This window comes from Coraliomargarita algicola (assembly GCF_033878955.1).
Taxonomy (GTDB): Bacteria; Verrucomicrobiota; Verrucomicrobiia; order Opitutales; family Coraliomargaritaceae; genus Thalassobacterium; species Thalassobacterium algicola.
The window spans coordinates 1472224-1489371 of the sequence record NZ_CP138858.1; the positions used below are offsets into that span (position 1 = coordinate 1472224).

General features: G+C 50.9%; 14 protein-coding genes. 6 read left to right on the forward strand and 8 right to left on the reverse strand.

What is annotated here, in order from left to right; all coding sequences use genetic code 11:
- Positions 1-148 precede the first annotated feature (148 nt).
- From SH580_RS05605 to mdoH, 3 genes are read left to right on the forward strand one after another with little or no spacing between them, the layout of a single operon-like run.
- Positions 149-1663, forward strand: coding sequence for a glucan biosynthesis protein (locus tag SH580_RS05605; RefSeq protein WP_319834031.1), 1515 nt, complete (start codon positions 149-151; stop codon positions 1661-1663).
- A complete protein-coding gene (locus tag SH580_RS05610; RefSeq protein ID WP_319834032.1) occupies positions 1651-2220 on the forward strand; it encodes a hypothetical protein in 570 nt (189 codons plus the stop codon). The genes SH580_RS05605 and SH580_RS05610 overlap by 13 nt, the downstream gene beginning before the upstream one ends.
- Positions 2217-4355 carry a glucans biosynthesis glucosyltransferase MdoH gene (mdoH, locus tag SH580_RS05615; protein WP_319834033.1) on the forward strand — a complete coding sequence of 713 codons (2139 nt, stop codon included), beginning with the start codon at positions 2217-2219 and terminating at the stop codon, positions 4353-4355. The genes SH580_RS05610 and mdoH overlap by 4 nt, the downstream gene beginning before the upstream one ends.
- Before the next feature lie 13 nt (positions 4356-4368).
- On the opposite strand, the gene SH580_RS05620 is transcribed toward mdoH, so the two are convergent.
- The 4 genes from SH580_RS05620 to SH580_RS05635 all read right to left on the reverse strand — a co-directional run bounded on the left by SH580_RS05620 (position 4369) and on the right by SH580_RS05635 (position 7803).
- Positions 4369-5295: a sensor histidine kinase gene (locus SH580_RS05620; protein ID WP_319834034.1), complete on the reverse strand. Its 927-nt coding sequence runs from the start codon at positions 5293-5295 to the stop codon at positions 4369-4371.
- A complete protein-coding gene (locus tag SH580_RS05625) occupies positions 5292-6194 on the reverse strand; it encodes a HAMP domain-containing protein (RefSeq protein WP_319834035.1) in 903 nt (300 codons plus the stop codon). Before SH580_RS05625 ends, SH580_RS05620 begins: the two co-directional genes overlap by 4 nt.
- Before the next feature lie 2 nt (positions 6195-6196).
- The gene (locus tag SH580_RS05630; RefSeq protein WP_308948523.1) at positions 6197-7531 is read right to left on the reverse strand and encodes a sigma-54-dependent transcriptional regulator; all 1335 of its coding nucleotides are present in this window, start codon (positions 7529-7531) and stop codon (positions 6197-6199) included.
- 113 nt (positions 7532-7644) lie between these two features.
- A complete protein-coding gene (locus SH580_RS05635; RefSeq protein WP_319834036.1) occupies positions 7645-7803 on the reverse strand; it encodes a hypothetical protein in 159 nt (52 codons plus the stop codon).
- A gap of 337 nt (positions 7804-8140) precedes the next feature.
- On the opposite strand from SH580_RS05635, the gene SH580_RS05640 reads away from it, so the two are divergent.
- Together SH580_RS05640 and SH580_RS05645 are read left to right on the forward strand one after the other, a co-directional pair.
- A complete protein-coding gene (locus SH580_RS05640) occupies positions 8141-10294 on the forward strand; it encodes a VTT domain-containing protein (RefSeq protein ID WP_319834037.1) in 2154 nt (717 codons plus the stop codon).
- Positions 10294-10977 carry an endonuclease/exonuclease/phosphatase family protein gene (locus SH580_RS05645; RefSeq protein ID WP_319834038.1) on the forward strand — a complete coding sequence of 228 codons (684 nt, stop codon included), beginning with the start codon at positions 10294-10296 and terminating at the stop codon, positions 10975-10977. Before SH580_RS05640 ends, SH580_RS05645 begins: the two co-directional genes overlap by 1 nt.
- A gap of 24 nt (positions 10978-11001) precedes the next feature.
- On the opposite strand, the gene SH580_RS05650 is transcribed toward SH580_RS05645, so the two are convergent.
- Both SH580_RS05650 and SH580_RS05655 read right to left on the reverse strand, forming a co-directional pair.
- A complete protein-coding gene (locus SH580_RS05650) occupies positions 11002-12294 on the reverse strand; it encodes an SGNH/GDSL hydrolase family protein (RefSeq protein WP_319834039.1) in 1293 nt (430 codons plus the stop codon).
- 75 nt (positions 12295-12369) lie between these two features.
- Positions 12370-12750, reverse strand: a complete 381-nt coding sequence (locus SH580_RS05655) for a response regulator (RefSeq protein WP_319834040.1) — start codon at positions 12748-12750, stop codon at positions 12370-12372.
- Between the two features lie 171 nt (positions 12751-12921).
- Here SH580_RS05655 and SH580_RS05660 point away from each other — a divergent pair, with 171 nt between their 5' ends.
- Entirely contained in the window at positions 12922-13260 is a 339-nt protein-coding gene (locus SH580_RS05660; RefSeq protein WP_319834041.1) for an FmdB family zinc ribbon protein, read from the forward strand.
- A 113-nt stretch (positions 13261-13373) separates the two neighbouring features.
- Here SH580_RS05660 and SH580_RS05665 read toward each other — a convergent pair whose 3' ends face one another.
- Together SH580_RS05665 and aspS are read right to left on the reverse strand one after the other, a co-directional pair.
- On the reverse strand, positions 13374-15197 hold the full coding sequence (locus SH580_RS05665) for an LptA/OstA family protein (protein ID WP_319834042.1): 1824 nt from the start codon (positions 15195-15197) through the stop codon (positions 13374-13376).
- Between the two features lie 110 nt (positions 15198-15307).
- A complete protein-coding gene (gene aspS / locus SH580_RS05670; protein ID WP_319834043.1) occupies positions 15308-17098 on the reverse strand; it encodes an aspartate--tRNA ligase in 1791 nt (596 codons plus the stop codon).
- Positions 17099-17148: the final 50 nt, after the last annotated feature.

Sequence of the window (17148 nt, forward strand, 5' to 3'; positions counted from 1 at the left end):
CATGAATGCATTCTGCAACACAACAGTATTCCATGTGCCCCCCCCATGAGCGAATCCATGATGGCATAGATTCCGCTTAGCGAATGGCGCGAAGCAACATATAGCAAGTAAGCGTATCTCAAACAGGTATATGAACACCGCCAAAGATATGATAAAAATAAACCGATCACTCCTCGTATTTTGCGCCTTGAGCACTTTACAGGCTCAACAGGAACGTAATCAAATTACACTCGACGCAGTTGCGAGTGAAGCCCGTGCACTAATCGAACAACCAGCGCGCACGCCAGAAGCACTCCCGCAGGAGTTACAGTCGCTAAATTACGACCAATATCGAGAAATCCGATTTCGTCCCTCGGAAGCGCTTTGGTGGAACACCGACTCCAAATTCCGAGTAGAGTTCTTCCACCCCGGGCATCTGTTCAACGATCAAGTTAAGATCTATGAGGCCTCTGACACACATGCACAAGAGATCCCTTTTATGAAGAATGCCTTTGATTATGGAAACAGTGGCTATGACCCTGGTTTCTTTACAAAGCCTAAAGCTTACTCAGGCATTCGCGTCAAATACCCGGTCAACAAGCAAGATGTGTATGATGAACTCATTGTATTTCTGGGAAGCTCTTACTTCCGAGCCCTTGGGGCAGGACAGGATTTTGGCCTCTCACTGCGAGGATTAAGCATGAACACAATCGGTGATCAGGAAGATTTCCCACGCTTCACCAAACTTTGGCTCAAAAAGCCACAAGCAGACTCAAAGCGATTGACTGTGTTCGCGCTGCTGGAAGGTGAAAAAGTAACCGGCGCATACCGCTTTGATATACGCCCACAAGGCATCACTCAAATAGATGTGCACGCGCGATTATTTTTCCGGGACGGTGGCGCCTCTGAAGTCGGTATCGCCCCCTTAACAAGTATGTTTGTGCACGGTGAAAATAGCAACAGGACCAGCATAACTGATTGGCGCCCGGAAGTGCATGACTCTGATGGAATGCTAGTGCATGCCAACAATGAATGGACTTGGTTCCCAATTGAAAACCTTCCGGGCCAAACCATACAACGCCTACCTACAGCAAAACTACGCGGCTTTGGGCTACTGCAAAGGGATCGAGATTTCAGAAACTACAAAGATCTCGAAGCCAACTACCAACGCCGCCCATCTGCATGGATCGAACCGATCGGTAAGTGGTCTACCGGAGAAGTCGTGCTCTACACATTCGGAACCGACACAGAAGCAACGGACAACGTCACCGCCTTTTGGAAGCCGGATATAGACGCCAGCATACAAGACAGTGCAGAATTTGCTTATAGAATTACCCTTCAAACAAAAGATCCGACACATGAACTCGCCAAAGTGCTGGAAACCAGAGTGGGACAACGTACCTTAGACAGCACTGCACGCACGGTCATCATCGAGTTCAGCCGTCCTGAATCGATAGAATTGGATGAAATTGATGGCTTAAGCGTAGGCTTCGAATATGGCGGTGCCGAAGCGATCGAAGCGCCCATCATTCAATACAATGAGCCTGAAGATCGTATCCGCGTCTTCGCAAACTTTAAGACTGCTCAAGGGCGCCAGCCGGAGAGCCCCTACAAAATGTCGGCTCAACTCTTACGCGAAGGGCATCAAGTATCCGAACGCTGGAACTACACATGGAAACACTAAGCCACCTGCCAACAGACGCGCAGACTGATTTGGCCTACAATCGAATCGACGCACTGCTGCGCGCCTATGGCTTCAGCCATGCTGTCACTCGAAGTCAGTATTGCCTAGAGATCCTAGAAGAAGCTATAGTGGCATCCACACATGAAAAAGAGCAAGCTCTCGAAACAGTTGCGGCTCGTATCGCTCTGAATCGTATTCGCTCAGGGGTGACAGCAGTCTCAAACGCTGCTGGCCTGACAGAGCAGCCAGTCAGTGTCGAAGATTTGTATCTAGCGCTACAGGCGGCAAAGATCCCTCAAAACGCCGCCGATATTATTTTAGCTAATTCTCCCATCGATGAACCACGCCTAACAGCAATCCGAGCCCACTATCAAAGCCAGGCCAAGCCGAGTTTACGTCGCACTTCCATGGGTGCACCCTCTCTGCGCTTCGATGCCATCGATGAGGTCACGGACTCCACAGAACGCTACCTGCAACGGCACCCAGCACTCCTAAAAGCGCTCAAGCTGTCAATCGTGAGTGTCACCCTTTATATCGTTTATATTTTCGCCCGATGAACACTGCCACTGAATGCGCCTCTCCCAGTTCGCCCACCAGACGATATCTGTTTTTTGTAACATTTGCTGGGATCGTGATCACGACCCTACTCTTGTTTGCAGACTGGCTCTATAGAACTGGATTCTCGCCCGCGAAATGGACGCTTTTGGCGATCTACACCGTACTCACTGCTGGCCTCGCCTTTGGCTTTTGCCAATCGCTTTTTGGCTTTTTAGTCACATTAGGTGGTAAGGACCGATTGAATATAATGAATAGCCTACCTGAACTGCCACAAGGCGAGGCGCTGATAAATTCTAAGGTCGCCTTATTATTCCCCATTTATAACGAAGACCCCACACGCTTTTTCAGTGGCATTGAAGCCATGTATGAAGCGCTGGAAGAAGCCGGTGTGATCGAACACTTCACCTTTTTCATACTCAGCGACTCGACCAATCCGAACCGCTGGATCGAAGAGGAACGGCAATGGTTGCAACTCACGAGGAAGCGAGATGCAAAAACAAAAATCATCTATCGCCACCGGATCTCGAACATCAATCAAAAGAGCGGCAACGTAAGCGATTTCTGCCGTCGCTGGGGTAGCCATTTTGAGCACATGGTCTGCTTTGATGCAGACAGTTTAATGTCCGCGGACTGTCTCATCAAGCTCGTGCGAATGATGGAAGCAAATCCAAAAATTGGCATTCTACAAACAGCTCCACGCCTGACAGGTGCGAAGACACTCTTTGCACGTCTCCAACAATTTGCCAACCGTATCCATGGCGAAATCAGCTCGGCAGGACTTAATTTTTGGCAACAAGGCAATGGGAACTACTGGGGCCACAATGCCATCATTCGAGTGCGCCCCTTTATAGAAAAATGCGCTCTACCGGAACTGCCTGGCAGTAGTGCACTCGGCGGCCGCGTGCTCAGTCACGACTTTGTGGAAGCAGCGCTGATGCGTAAAGCTGGCTATGAGGTTTGGCTCGCCTATGACATGGAAGATAGCTACGAAGAACTCCCCCAGACCTTGCTCGACTTTGCACAACGTGACCGGCGCTGGTGCCAGGGAAACTTACAGCACGCCTGGATCGCCCTCTTCGCCAAGATCCCCTTCTTAAATCGTATCCATATGCTCAATGGTATTTATGCTTACCTAGCCGCACCACTCTGGCTGCTGTTCATAGGCCTGAGCACTCTCATAGCATACAGCTGGGAAAGTAGTGGTTTAAGCTTACTCACACGTCCGGCTTTATTTGCACTCTCCCCCGAGAGCTTGAGCCTGCACGGGATCGCAATTCTCCTCCTCACATTTTCGCTGATATTCTTACCAAAACTATTCACCATGACACGAGTCATGCTCGATGGCTCTTTTCGTCAACAATTCGGCGGTGGCCTGCGTGCATGCATCGGTATATTGGGCGAGATCAGCTTCTTCACCTTACTAGCGCCCAGTTTAATGCTCTTCCACAGCGCCTTCGTACTTGGCACTCTAACTGGCAAGCGTGTGACATGGAACGCTCAGAACCGAGGTCTGAGCCATACGACCTGGGGCGCAGCCTTCGCGGCACAACATGGCCAAACACTAGTGGGCCTATGTTGGATGATTCTAGCGTTGGCCATAGACCCGCTACTCTTCTATTGGATGTGTCCGGTATTGATCGGCTGGCTACTAGCGATCCCACTCTCGGTCACCAGTAGCCACGATAATTTTGCGCGCTGGCTGCAGGCTCACAATTTATTGGTAACACCAGATGAGATCGAAACACCCGCAATCTTCGATAAGTTAACAGCTGCCGAAAATGCGCAGCCTAAAGTCGCCCAGCCGATTGAGACACTCCGAGAAGACTTTGCACTACTGCAAACAATCTTGGATCCCTACATTCTGTCTTTACACGTTCACTTCCTACCACGCCGCCAGAAGCAACCGGTTAAGACGACTGAAAAGCTACAAAACTTGGGAGACCGTTTAATACGAGAGGGCGCACAAGCCCTTAGCCCCAGCGAAAAAAATCGCATACTGAATGACGCTTCAACACTGAGCCGATTACATAAAGAAATTTGGACCGCGCCTCAAGCCACGTTGCCAGCTTGGTGGCGCCTAGCCATGAGCCGCTACAATCGTCGGAGCTCATTTGTCGCTGAACTTAATAGCTAAATGGCTCAAACACTCACAATATCGGCAACTCAAAATAGAATGTGCTGCCTGCATCCAATTTGCTGATACAGCCAATCTTCCCTTGATGGGCATCGATGATATCCTTGGAGATTTTCAACCCCAAGCCAGTGCCCTTAATTGCCCCCGTCGCGTTCCCACGCGTGTAAGCGTCAAAGATCGTATTCACTGTTTCTTCATCCATGCCTGGGCCTTGATCCCGCACCTCGACACGGCAGAAATCTTTCTGCTGAAAAGCTCGTATTTCAACGGTTCGCCCGGAATCAGAATATTTGATCGCATTGACCACCAAATTATTCAGCACGATACGCAGCTTTTCTTTATCGGCCTGCAGCATGATAGAAGATTCAGGGGTGGTATAGCTCAGGCTCACATCGTGAGCGGTCGCCACATCCTGGTGTGCGTCAATCGACTCGGCGACGAGGTCGCATAGCGGAAACTCTGAGATATCAAGCTCGTCGGTATTCTCTTCCACCCGCGAGAGATCGAGCAAATTCTCAATAGTGGACAACTGACGGTTCACGTCGTCGCGAGCAGTTTCCACCAGCTCGATTTGATCTGAATTCAACTCACCGAGTTGCTGCTCCAAAAGCAAGTAGAGGCTAATACGTGCGCTGGTGATCGGAGTCTTCAACTCGTGGCTCACTGTTGCCAATAAATTTTTCCGCAAGCTATCCGATAGTTTAAGCAAAGTCGCCTCTTGGAATATGACTGCGATACTTGGCTTTGCGTGTGTGGATTGATAACTAAAGTCGCCCGCGTCGGGCGCATCAAACGGAAACGCATGCACCAAATACCACTTATCTTCCCCCGCAGCAGTTATGCGTATGGCATCGTTCATTTCCTTCGATAACTGTGGCTCATTCGTTTCAATTGTTTTTAGTAGCAGCTCCCTCACTTCGCGGGGCAGCTGATCTTTCAAGGTCGACTGCGAGTACAAATGGCTGGCACTGGGACTGAAATAAGTAGGCTCCAGTTCTTCCGAAAAATGAAAAACGCATCGGGAGATTGATCTAAAATAGAGCGAATGGCACTCGTGGATCGAATCAGTTTTTCGTTGGTCAACTCCTGATACTCTTTAAGTCTAAAAGTCATCCCCTCCAAGCTGCGAGCGAGTTTTCCCAACTCATCGTTCTCGTTATATTCAATATCGAGTCGTTCACTATCGGACCCAAAATCTTCCATACCATGCGCGATCGCTTCGATAGGACAGATAATCCGGCGCCATAGTATGGTGGATATCGCGAGCGTTAAAACAATGGCAATCAGCATGCCCCCAATCACGACAGCATAAAGAATCTCGACGCGTTTTTTGATTTGCGCCTGAATCTGCATGAGTGACTCATTGATGGTATTGCGCAGTTGCCGTGCCGCATCATTGGTCTCTTTGATTAAAGCATACAGTGCTTTGGGGTCGCCTTGCCCTTCCGACAAATGGGTTGCCAACTCAGCGATGGATTGAAGATTCCCATTAAAACTTCGATCATCTTCCATAAACTCCTGTAGCTTCAACTGCATGATATCTGAAAGCTGCAGTTTCTCGGCGCCTTGATCAATGCGTACCGATAAACGTCTCAAACTCACCCGATCTCGATCGCGTCCCAAATAGCCTTCGCCCTCATCCAACAAGACTTCCAGAGCATACAAGGTACTCTGGACATCCCCCAAGTTGCGACTGAGCGCTAATTTGGTATAAGAAATTTCCTCTGTATCGCGATAGAGCCACTTCACATCCAAGACCAGGAAATACATGATTCCCAGGAACAGTAGCAACAGCGGTAAAATACCGAGATAGATGCGAGAGCGCAGCGACAACTTCATAACTAACAAAGGCCGAGTTTCTTACGTTTGCGATAGAGTGTGGCCGGATCGATACCTAATACGTTTGACGCCTCGTCTAAACTAGCCGTCTTAGCCACCACACGCTTGATATGTGCGGCTTCAAGCTCCTCCAAGCTAATGAGGCTTCCCGTAGTGATACGTCCCTCAGACTCGGCATGAAACTCAACGGGCAAATCGGCCTTGGTCAATTCTTGTCCCTCACTTAGTATCAGCGAACGTTCGATCACATTTTTGAGCTCTCGCAAGTTGCCTGGCCAAGCATAATCCACGATCGCCTGCTGTGCATCCTCAGCGAGCACGACTCGCCCGCGTCCCAACTGAGCCGCGAAAAAGTCGACATACCTTTGAGTGATCGAAAGTATATCGCCTGGACGCTCTCGCAAGGAGGGCATTTGTAGCCCGATCACATTAAGTCGATAAAACAAATCTTCTCGAAAGGTGCCGGCTTCTACTTCTTTAGAAAGGTCACGATTAGTCGCAGCCAATACGCGGACGTTTGCTTTACGAGTGCGTGTTTCACCGACGCGTTCAAATTCACGATCCTGTAGCAGCCTCAGTAATTTCGGCTGAATCTCGAGCGCCACTTCACCGATTTCATCTAGAAAAAGTGTGCCACCATCGGCCGCAGAAACTTTGCCCCAAGTATCTTTAGTCGCCCCGGTGAAGGAGCCTTTAATATGCCCGAAGAGCTCACTTTCGAGCAGTTCTTTTGATAAACTTGGACAGTTCACCGTCACAAATGGTTTGTCGCGACGTTGACTATTGGCATGTACGTGACGCGCCAGCATCGTCTTCCCCGTACCACTCGAACCTAGGATTAAAATATTGGCCTCCGAAGCGGCCGCCTTGGTCGCAATACGAAATGTCTCCTGCATTTCCGGTTCATTCGACTCGAACTGCAAAGTGGGATTCGAAGACTCTATGATCCCCTTTAGTTCTTTCAACTTACCACTGTCCGCGAGGCTCTTTTCAAGCTTGGCTAAGAGCTGTCGCAGATCTTCTGGGATGAAGGGCTTTTGTATATAATCGTAGGCGCCGCGTTTCATCGACTGCACCGCCGTCTCAATCGAAGAGTGGGCGGTAAAGACAACTACCGGCGGGTGTTCGCCCTCGGCCTCCAACTTATCCAGATAATCGAGCCCATTTTCATTGCCCAGCATCATGTCCAAAATAATCGCATCAATCGGCTCTTCGTTGAGCACACGTTCCGCCTGACGCGACGAAGAGGCCTGAAAAGCTTGATGCCCCATCGTTTTTAAGGCGATACAGGTTGTTCTTAAAATGTTTTGTTCATCGTCAACGACTAGAATATTCATAGCACCTACGTTATTTTTATTGGGGAATCTGGAGAGTTTTAAAGCTCAATATAAAATAAGCGCTCTCGCAAGTAACGAGAGCGCTTAAATAGAATGTTCATCTTATTACACGCTTAGTTGGTAGCGTCCTTAACATCGTCCGCAGCTTCTTCAAAAGCGTCGCCGACCTCATCGGCAGCATCTTCCAAGTTGTTGTCTTCGCAGCCTGTCATCGCGAAAGCAGCAAAGATAAGTGAGAGAATAAGACCTGATTTTTTGAGTATATCGTTCATAATTTTCCGGTTGTTGGATTGTTGTTGTAGCCTGATTTTGTATCAGGATTTAACTTATAGGAAGTGCCGTGCCAACTTTTCGACCAAATTACAAGATCCTGTGATATAAACACTTAAGAAATCACAAACGTATCAGCCTGCCTCAATGGACTCAAAAAAGTGCATATTGCACGATCAAAAGACCACACCTGTTTGCATACTGCACGACCGGAATAGCGATCCCTAGTCATTATAAAGCTTAAGCCCTTAGCTGTAAGGGGATGCGCATCGGGAGCAAAAACTGGCACAGCTCCTTCTATGCAGTGGGCGTTACGGAATCTTCCAATAATAATTAAATATGAGCCTACCTACAGAAAAACAACAGCAAGAGAGCCTCGGAGCAGGCTTCACCCCCCTACGTGAAGGTGCCAACTATTGGAAGCAAGCCAACTCCGGCAGAGGTGCCTTTATCGTCGATGGCGAAAGTTACTTTCGCGCCTTTCGCGAAGCCGTGATACAAGCAGAAAAATACATTTGCCTGCTGGCTTGGGACTTCAAAGGAGAAATCGAATTACTACGCGACGAATCTCCTAAAGACGAATACCCCACCAAGTTGGTCGATCTAATTTACGCTCTCCTAGAGCAGAAACCGGAACTCGAAATCTACATTCTACTGTGGGACTATTCGATGGTTTATTTAACCGAGCGCGAATGGCTGCCCTTTACCCGTTTCCGACAAGATCCGCACCCGCGCCTGCACTTGGTCACGGACTCCGAAATCAACGTGGGCGCGTCACATCATCAAAAAGTGGTGATGGTCGACGGCGGATTTGCCTTTTGTGGCGGCTTGGATTTGAGCACTTGGCGTTGGGACACCCAAGCGCACCAACCAGAGGACCCACTGCGTGTCACGCCCGATGGCGAGCAGTATCAGCCCTATCACGACATACACACTGCAGTCACCGGCCCTGCGGCGCATGCCCTGGACGAACTCTGCCGCCAACGCTGGCAGCGCGCGACAAAAGAAGAAGCGCCTTGGCCCAATCCTAGCTCCGAAAATACAGTTTGGCCTGAAAGCATACAGCCAAACTTTGAGAACGCGAATGCCGTCTTTGCACTCACCTATTCTGAATACAAAGAATACCCCGCAGTCACTCAAATCGAAGAACTGCACCTGGATATGATCGCGGCGGCCGAACGCTATATTTACATCGAGAATCAATACCTATCTTCGCACACCATCACCGATGCCTTAATTGAACGACTAGGCGAAGAGGAGGGGCCGGAGATCATCATTATTCTCACTCAAGATACGGGAGGCTGGCTGGAAGAAGGCACATTAGGATTACTGCGCTGTCGTTTGTTAGAAAAATTAGTCGAGGCGGACACCCATAGTCGTTTCGGGGCCTACTTCCCACACGTCAGCGATGAGGCGGGCAATGAGAGCCAAGTCTATGTGCATGCGAAAACTATGATTTGCGACGATCGTGCTGTCATGGTCGGCTCCGCCAATCTAAGTAATCGCTCCATGAAAGTAGACTCCGAAGTGATGATGACACTCGGATTAGACGAGGCCGCCGAAGCCGCGCCCGAACTCTTACGCCGCCTGCTCGGGATTCACCTCGGACATAGCCAAGACAAAGTCGATCAATCACTAGCCTCCACGAACTCGATCAACCAAACGATACGAGACCTGCGCAAGGGGAGCCACCATCAGCTCCGTAATTTGGAGATTGGCTGCGCCGGCCCCGTTCGTCGCAAACTGGCCGACACGCAACTACTCGATCCAGATGATCCGATCGACTTGGGCTATTGGCTGCGCAAAGCCACCCGTTCGGATGACTCCAATCAATCGTCTCATAATTGGAAACGCTATGCGATCATCGCTACCAGCATCGCTGCGGTCTTTTTACTGGGCCTAGGTTTGAAAGAGGCTTGGGGAAGCGTGATCGATAAAGAATCTGTCGAAACGTTTTTCCAATCGCTGAATCAAAGCCCTTGGAAGTTGCCCCTGCTCTTCGGTATTTTCTTTCTCGCGGGAATGACCGGCATATCAATTAACGTGTTGTTAGTGTCGGCCACACTTGTGATCAGTCCATGGGCGGCGTTTGCATGTGGTTTTGGCGGCTCCCTACTCAGCGCGGTGGCAGCGCTCTATGTCGGTCGAATGGCCGGCTATCCTGTTTTGGAAAAGCTCTTCCATGATCGACTCGATCGCTTGAGCAAAAAGATACAAGATCGCGGCGTGCTGTCGGTCGCCCTCTTGAGGCTGGTCCCCATAGCTCCCTTCGTCGTCGTGAACTTGGTGGCCGGCATTTCTAAGATGAAGCTGCGCACCTTCGTTGCGGGCTCCTGCCTGGGCATGCTGCCCGGCATGCTGGGCGTGGTATTCGTGACTCACCAAGCCAAAAGTGCCTACTCCGATCCCAGCTGGCAGACATGGCTCTACTTAGGGCTCGGCATTGCCGCGCTGCTAGGACTCAGCTTCGGGGTCAAAAAATTCATCAAATAGTGCGCATACTGTCTTACAACATCCACGGCTGCATCGGCCGCGATGGACGGGAATCCCCCGACCGCATTCTCGAAGTCATTCGGCAAGCCGACGCCGACATCGTAGGATTACAGGAAGTGCATAGCGATGACCGCCTCGACCGCGATTTTTTACGCCAACTGGAGCATCTGCCCTATCGCTCAGTCCTCTACGGTAAAACCATGCGTAAACCTAGCGCCGACTATGGTAACGTGCTGCTACTACGCGAGCCACCGGAACAAATCCAACGAATCGAGCTCCCCAGCCAAACAGGTGAACCACGCGGCGCAATTATCGCAGACATAGGACCTAAAGGGCATGATTTACGGGTCATCACCACACACCTCGACATACGAATTAAAGAGCGTCGGCAACAAACCCGTAGCCTACGCCCCTATATAATGAGCGCGCAGTATAAGAACTGTGTTTTGCTCGGCGACCTCAATGAGTGGCTGCCGTGGCGCGGACACTTCCGGGAATGCATGGCAATGTTTAAGATCTGCTCCACATTCAAAACCTTCCCGGTCAAGCCCGCTTTATTCGCACTGGATCGCATTGCGATCAGGGGCGAATTTAGCCAGTACAGCTTCACTACGATCAGCTCAGAGCTCGCAACAATCGCATCTGACCACCGCCCACTTCTCTGCGAGGTCCATTGGACCTAAGCTAGCGAACTCTCACAATAGCACTTACTGATTCAATAGCGTCACCAACTCTGCAATGATCTGAGCTGCAAAATTAGCACAGCCACGATCATTTGGATGTAGCCCGCCGTAAGGCGAATTATCGCTATAAATTGCATTCTTAGCCTCCACTCCCAGATCAATGATCGCGATCTTATCATCTGCAGGATGATCCTGCTGATGCAAAACGACCGACTGCTGCAGTGCATCCGCGTAATATTGCCCAAAAGGAATGATCAGCACGATATGAGCTTCAGGAGCGCTACGACGCAAAGCTGCCAGCGCCTGCACAATACTGGCGCGAGTATCACTCGGATCGGATCGGTGCAAGGTATCGTTAGGACCATAGTTGATCAGAATCAAAGACGGCTCTTGATTGAGTTCCCCGTGCCCACTGATGCGCCCCTGGCTGTCCAATAAAGAGTGATTATTGCCATCGATCTTATTCCAACGACTAAGCTCGTCGTGATAGCTGCCGCCCACTCCGTCCTTAGAGCCTGAAATGACATAATAGCCCGGAACATCCCCTGGAGGCTGATCGCCCTTATTGAGCCAACCACTCCAACCACAGGCACTCACACCATACTCCCAACCAATCCTGCGCAGTGCCTGACCGACCAAATACGAATATGACAAAAGTGGACTGGCTCCTATACCTTCAGTAATACTATCTCCGACGATCAAGGCCCAGCGAGCATCGGAGGAATTGGCGATCGGTCGACTCTGTGCATCCAATTGAACTCCTAGCACACGTAATACATTCAGACCTGACTTCCCCGGCTCACCCCAACGGTCTTGTTGCTGGGATCCACTCAAATATACACAGAGTTCGTGCCGCCCTGCGCCTTTTAAATTTTTGATCTGAATCTCCTCAGTGCAGGCCTGGTTCAAAGTCCATCGCCCGTCGATGGAGTAAGAGATTCGAGGCACCCCAGTATCTTTGGTATAAGTCGAAGTATCGAGTAAGATACTCGCTTCAGAAACTGCTGCTGAACTTTCCCAAGTCACGCGAAAATAGGCACCTGGATTCCAAGTTTGCCTAAAAACATGACCCGAACGGTCGTCATCTCCCGTCCAATTTCCCGGTGAAAAAACGAAAGCCTCCGAATCGACGGGCACAATCACCCGATCGGTCGTCGTTTCTGCAACATCAGCCCACACGCACAGTGGCGTCGCACTGCTGACCAACGAAAGAGCGAGTAGACCGCGAGTAATCAATGCTTGATTGATGATCGCGGTAAAAGGCAGGTGCACACAACGAATCATGCGCAGGAGAGGGCTGTGGGATAGAGTCGACATAGGTCGACGATCACAGTGTATCCCACAAATTAATTCAACATTGAATTAACTACTCAAACCAAAATCTTACGTGACCTAAGTGTGACGCCCACCAAGCTCAGGAAAGTGTTTTTGAATCAAATCTTCCACAATCTCTGAATAGAGAGATGGCTTATTGTAGTAGGCGATATGATTCGCTTGAAGTTGTTGAATATCCTCATTTCCAAGCATCCCAGAAACAACAACAACCTTAATTCCGTTTGCCCTGCCCTTCGTTTCGACGGCAAACAGCGAGCCATTCCCGTCCGGGACCTGCTGATCGGCGATGAGGATGTCGACATGAACACTCTCATCGTCGAGAATCGCTTTAGCATGGGCAATGTCCAATGCGGAAAAGACTTTATGACCACGACTCTCAATTTGCTCACAAGCGACTGCTGAAAGCTCGGGATCATCTTCGAGGAGTAAGACATTCATACGTAAACTTTATTTTCGGGGTAGAAGTATTAGAGCTGTCTATTATAAGATAGACTCACCAAGCACGACAAGCCTCAAATAGAACCGCTTTAGGATACGAAGCGAGTTGATTGTTGCGACTGACTGCATTCAATTTTTTAATACCTACATTATTTTCAACCCTGACACAACATGCCCACTTACGTATATCAAGAAATTCTCCCCGATGGCTCCGACGGCGAAGCCTTCGAATATATTCAGCGTATGGCCGACGAGCCGCTGAAGACCCACCCCAAAACCGGTAATCCAGTGCGCAAGGTCTTTCACTCACCCAACGTCTCCAGCAAATACACTGAAGGCGCGACCAAAAATAAATTGTCCGACGAAAATGTCGAAAAGAACGGTTTCACCCGCTACGAAAAAGACAAAGTCACGGGGCGCTACCACAAAACCGCTGGAAAGGACAAGCGTGCGCCCGATGTGGTGGATGCCAACAAGTTAAAGGAAATTCAGAAGAATGGCTTGATATAGTGACCGATTCAGAAAAAAGCGGATAAAACGCGGCTGGAGTAGCGGAGCAAGTGTGGCACTCGCAGCAAAACACTACGGTTCGGCCTCCAACTCACGACTGACGCATTGACTGACTATTTGCTGCCTGGCATTTCGGGCAATGTGATACGAGCGCGTTCGCCCTCGGGGCCCCCACCTTCGACAATGGCACGACGCTGCCCTTGCAAAAGTGTCATGCGGTGACCACTCACCTTGCCACGATCATCTTCGACCACGGCCTCCCCTTCCAACACCAACTTGCCCTCTTGCGGGAGAATAATAGCTTTCTTAGCGGTCGCGGTGCGAACGGTCTGCTGAATGACGACATGATCCAGCGCTTCAATACGTTCCACCGCTAAAGGTGCATTGGAACCGGCCTCACTGGACTCGCGGGCGATCACGTCGAGGCGATCACAAGTAGTTTCCAGATTGGTCGCCGTCACTCGGACGCCCTCGCTAAAGTGAAAAACTGTGCGCGTCGACTCTTCAACCATCCGAAGTAACTTACTGGTGACAACCGTCGCTTCTAGTTCTGGCTCTTGAACGGGCATTTCAACCGGCTCTACTTTTTCCTCAGCAAAAGCCGTGGTATCCTTAGGTGTAAAGGTTTCGTAACCTAGGTCGGGCATTTCAGGCAGGCGCACGACAACGGGAACGGCCTCGTCGCCTCGAATGATGGCGAGCTTGGGTTTGAGCTCCATCATTTGCCCGGTCACGATAGCTTCACCATTGGTCACTTTGGGGTCCCCAGTCAGGACGGCACGCTCATCAGCAGGGAAAAAGGTAACTTTCTCCCCCGTGGCAATCTGCCCGTTTTGCTCGATGTGTACACCGCCGTCGGCAACAATATTCTTCACCTCGCCGACCTTGAGCTCGGTATCTGCCTCCCCTGGCGTGGCCTTAGCTGGCTGAGATTGGTTGGCGGTAATCATCATACGCGCAGAGCGCATCTGCACGGCACCTGACATCACTTCCACTGAACCATTGAACAGGAAATGGTTTTCGCCAGGTTGCTCTCGCATGGTAATCGTATCGGCTAATACGATGGTCTCAGAGGTCAGAGCCGCTGCGCCCTGTAGCCCGAGGCCGCCGGTCTCAGTCAAAATCATTTGTGAGCGCCCCGTAGATGAGCTGCCCTCAATAATAATCTCACCGGTTTGACTGCGAATAGTCTCACCACTCAGATAGGCCCCCTTGAGCACAATACTCGCGGAACCAGCCAGATTGGCCCTGCCCTCACGAGGATAAAACTGCGCTTCATCGGCCTTGACCGTTTTACCACTCTGCACAATCACCACATTCTCTCGCGCGATAATTTGACGAATAGAATCCAGCTCACTCGGGGCGACCGCCGTAGCCACGCGCTCAGCCTTACCTGCGGGAGCATCTGCCAACGCGATCAGCGTTTGACTGTGTAAATCCATATCGTTGGAAACCACATGCACCCCACCGGTAAATTCAAAATAGTATTCTTCCTCGGTAGTGCGTAAGACGAGACGCTCACTATGGATCTCCGTCTCGCTAACCACAGCGCCTTCAGAAGCTCCAGTATCCACAAAGGCCCCGGCAATGCCTTGCGTAAATTTCACCACCGTCTGATTTTTGACCACAATCTCTTTAGTGGCACCAGACCACTCCCAGCCGATGCCGGAAATATTAAAATTGGCCCCAACGATCTCAATCGCCTCCTCCGAATAGGCGCGGTTCTCGTGCAAGCGCAAGGTCGCAGCAGGGCTATCCAGCGACAGTTCGAGCGCCATACGTTCATCACCGGTATACACACGCATAGCCATGCCCTCGACTCGCACTTGCTCCTCGCTGTCGTAGATGCCTTGCGCCCCCTGCAAAACCCACTGCGTGTAACCATTATCGCCGAAGCGTGGAAGGCGAAAGTTCTTAATTGGGGCGTTGGGAGTCATCTGCCCCCAAACGGGGGCAGCCAGACAAACGAGGAGTATAAAAGAGAGAAATCGCGAAAAGCGCATGGACATAAAGAAACCCGGAGCAGTCTCCGGGTTCCAGTCTTAATTCACGATTCCTTTTTCGGAAGCACGGCCTTGATATGCAGGTCGCGCAACTGCTTCTCTGTCGCAATACCCGGGCTGGCCGTCATCATTTCCTGCCCCTTTTGATTCTTCGGGAAGGCGATCACGTCGCGGATACTGGTGCGCTGTGTCAAAATGGTGACCATGCGATCGAGGCCGAAGGCGATACCACCATGCGGAGGCGCGCCATATTCGAAAGCCTTGAGCATATAACCAAAGCGACTTTCCACCACGTCGGCAGGGATCTTGAGCACGTCTTCGAACACCTTCTTCTGCAGAGCAGGCTGATGAATACGAATACTACCGCCGCCGAGCTCCACGCCATTGAGCACAAGGTCATAGTGCTGACCACGCACCGCCTTAGGATCGGAATCCAATAGAGGAATGTCTTCCGGAACGGGCGAAGTGAAGGGGTGGTGCGAAGAAACGAAGCGACCTTCGTCCTCATCAAAGAGCATCAGTGGGAACTCAATCACCCAGAGGAATTTGTAATCGTTGGGATCGATGGTCAGCTTACCGCGTTTGACCAAGAGCTGTGCCGCATCCAAGCGCACACGGCCAAGAATAGTGCAAGCACGCTCCCACTCGCTGGCTGCGAAGAAGACGATATCGCCATCTTCGATTTGCAGCAATTCACTGAGCGCGGCTTTTTCTTCGTCGGAGAAGAATTTGACGATGGGAGACTTCCATTCGCCCCCTTCGCACTTGATAAAGGCGAGGCCCTTGGCACCGAGTGCCTTGGCAGAATCTTCCAAGCTGCGGAGTTCGCCTTGGGTGAGATCGGCGAGGCCCTTGGCGTTGAAAGCTTTGACCGCCCCACCCGATTTAATGGCCCCGGAAAAGACCTTGAAGCTGGAAGCTTTAAAAATTTCGCAGCAGTCCACCAACTCCAGACCAAAACGCATGTCCGGCTTATCCACACCGAAGCGGTTCATCGCGTCGTAGTAGCTCATCCGCAGGAATGGTGTCTCGATGTCCACATCGATCACGTCCTTCCAGACGCGCTTCATCAGACCTTCGATCAGCTCATACATGTCCTCACGATCGATGAAGGAAAGCTCGATATCCACCTGAGTGAACTCCGGCTGACGGTCTGCACGCAGGTCTTCGTCACGGAAGCAGCGTGCCAATTGATAGTAGCGTTCCACGCCGCCCACCATCAGCATTTGCTTGTATTGCTGTGGCGATTGTGGCAGCGCGTAAAAAGCGCCTGGGTTCATGCGGCTGGGCACCAGAAACTCGCGCGCGCCCTCGGGCGTGCTCTTAAACAGCATTGGCGTCTCAATCTCGATAAACGCCTGATCGTCCATATAGTTGCGAATGGCACGACTCGTAGCGTGGCGCATGCGCAGCATTTTGGTATTGGTGGCGCGGCGCAGGTCCAGGTAGCGGTGCGTCATGCGTAAATCTTCGCTCACCTTGTCGGCCGAATCATCCATCGGGAAAGGAGGCGTTTTGGAAACATTCAATATTTCCAATTCTGAAGCATGCACTTCGATCTCTCCCGTGGCGAGCTTTGCATTGGCAGTACCGCCAAAACGCGCCTCCACTTTACCGGAAACCGCGATCACCGATTCAGGTTTAATCGAGCCAAACTGGGATTCGAGTCCCTGATTAGCTGGGTCGAGAACGATTTGAGTAAGCCCCTCGCGGTCGCGAAGGTCGACAAATAAAATACCACCGTGGTCACGAACAGAATCGACCCAGCCACAAAGAGTGACGGTCGAGCCTTGATCCGATGCACGGAGTTGCGAGCAATGGTGGGTGCGTTTCATAAGAGCGGCGATGAAAACACCTTACCCCCTCGAAACAAGCACGAAATAGA

What these genes read in the sequence shown, in the direction of transcription:
- SH580_RS05655 (WP_319834040.1), bottom strand. Translation starts at nt 12,750, where the DNA reads ATGAATGTCTTACTCCTCGAAGATGATCCCGAGCTTTCAGCAGTCGCT.
- SH580_RS05605 (WP_319834031.1), top strand. Translation starts at nt 149, where the DNA reads ATGATAAAAATAAACCGATCACTCCTCGTATTTTGCGCCTTGAGCACT.
- SH580_RS05630 (WP_308948523.1), bottom strand. Translation starts at nt 7,531, where the DNA reads ATGAATATTCTAGTCGTTGACGATGAACAAAACATTTTAAGAACAACC.
- SH580_RS05665 (WP_319834042.1), bottom strand. Translation starts at nt 15,197, where the DNA reads ATGACTCCCAACGCCCCAATTAAGAACTTTCGCCTTCCACGCTTCGGC.
- SH580_RS05610 (WP_319834032.1), top strand. Translation starts at nt 1,651, where the DNA reads ATGGAAACACTAAGCCACCTGCCAACAGACGCGCAGACTGATTTGGCC.
- SH580_RS05635 (WP_319834036.1), bottom strand. Translation starts at nt 7,803, where the DNA reads ATGAACGATATACTCAAAAAATCAGGTCTTATTCTCTCACTTATCTTT.
- SH580_RS05640 (WP_319834037.1), top strand. Translation starts at nt 8,141, where the DNA reads ATGAGCCTACCTACAGAAAAACAACAGCAAGAGAGCCTCGGAGCAGGC.
- SH580_RS05625 (WP_319834035.1), bottom strand. Translation starts at nt 6,194, where the DNA reads ATGAAGTTGTCGCTGCGCTCTCGCATCTATCTCGGTATTTTACCGCTG.
- mdoH (WP_319834033.1), top strand. Translation starts at nt 2,217, where the DNA reads ATGAACACTGCCACTGAATGCGCCTCTCCCAGTTCGCCCACCAGACGA.
- SH580_RS05650 (WP_319834039.1), bottom strand. Translation starts at nt 12,294, where the DNA reads ATGTCGACTCTATCCCACAGCCCTCTCCTGCGCATGATTCGTTGTGTG.
- aspS (WP_319834043.1), bottom strand. Translation starts at nt 17,098, where the DNA reads ATGAAACGCACCCACCATTGCTCGCAACTCCGTGCATCGGATCAAGGC.
- SH580_RS05660 (WP_319834041.1), top strand. Translation starts at nt 12,922, where the DNA reads ATGCCCACTTACGTATATCAAGAAATTCTCCCCGATGGCTCCGACGGC.